Origin of the sequence: Parasedimentitalea denitrificans (genome assembly GCF_011813015.1) — a bacterium.
Taxonomy (GTDB): domain Bacteria; phylum Pseudomonadota; class Alphaproteobacteria; order Rhodobacterales; family Rhodobacteraceae; genus Parasedimentitalea; species Parasedimentitalea denitrificans.
Window position 1 is genome coordinate 1 of record NZ_QHLQ01000070.1, and the last position, 876, is coordinate 876.

At 52.5% G+C, this 876-nt stretch carries 1 protein-coding gene; it reads right to left on the reverse strand.

The annotated features are described in order from the left end of the window. Positions 1–876 (reverse strand): IS3 family transposase (locus DL239_RS21345; RefSeq protein ID WP_167686109.1); only part of this gene is annotated, 876 nt, incomplete at both ends.

The window sequence follows — 876 nt, forward strand, 5'->3', positions numbered from 1 at the left end:
ATAGTGGTCGACGAAGGCTTCGATCTGGGCTTCGAGATCACCGGGTAGGAAGTAGTTTTCCAGCAGGATGCGGTTCTTCAAGGTTTGATGCCAACGTTCGATCTTGCCCTGTGTCTGAGGGTGATACGGCGCTCCGCGTGAGTGCTTCATGCCCTTGTCCTGCAACCATTCAGCCAGATCGCCCGAGACGTAGCTGGATCCGTTATCGCTGAGTAGCCGTGGTTTATGAACGACGTGGATCTGATCACATCCTGACGCCTGCAACGCGAGATCCAACGTATCGGTCACATCTTCAGTCCTCATATTGGTGCAGAGTTTCCACGAGATGATGTAGCGGCTGTAATCGTCCAGGATCGTGCTGAGATAGAACCAACCCCACCCAAGAACCTTGAGGTAGGTAAAGTCGGTCTGCCAGAGCTGGTTGATGGCTGTGGTTTTGTCTTTGAACTCATTTGCCGCCTTGATGACGATGAAGGCGGGGCTGGAGATTAGATCATGCGCCTTCAGGATCCGATATATCGAAGCCTCTGATACAAAGTAGCTTTCTTGATCCGTGAATGTGACCGCCAACTCCCGTGGTGACAGTTCCGTTTCCTTCAGAGCTAATTTGACGACCTTGCGCCGCACCTCGTCAGGGATACGGTTCCAGACATGCTTTGGCTTGGGAGATTGATCCTGTAGGCCAGCCTCGCCACGCTGCAAATAACGATCATACCAACGGTAGAATGTTGTGCGGGGAATGCCGAGTTTGGCCAGTGTCAGGCGTGCTGACATATGTGATCCTTCGACCAACCGAATGATCTCAAGCTTCTCAGATGCAGGATACCTCATTCGTGGTCGTCCCCACCGTCGAACATGCTTTTTTTGAGCAAGCGG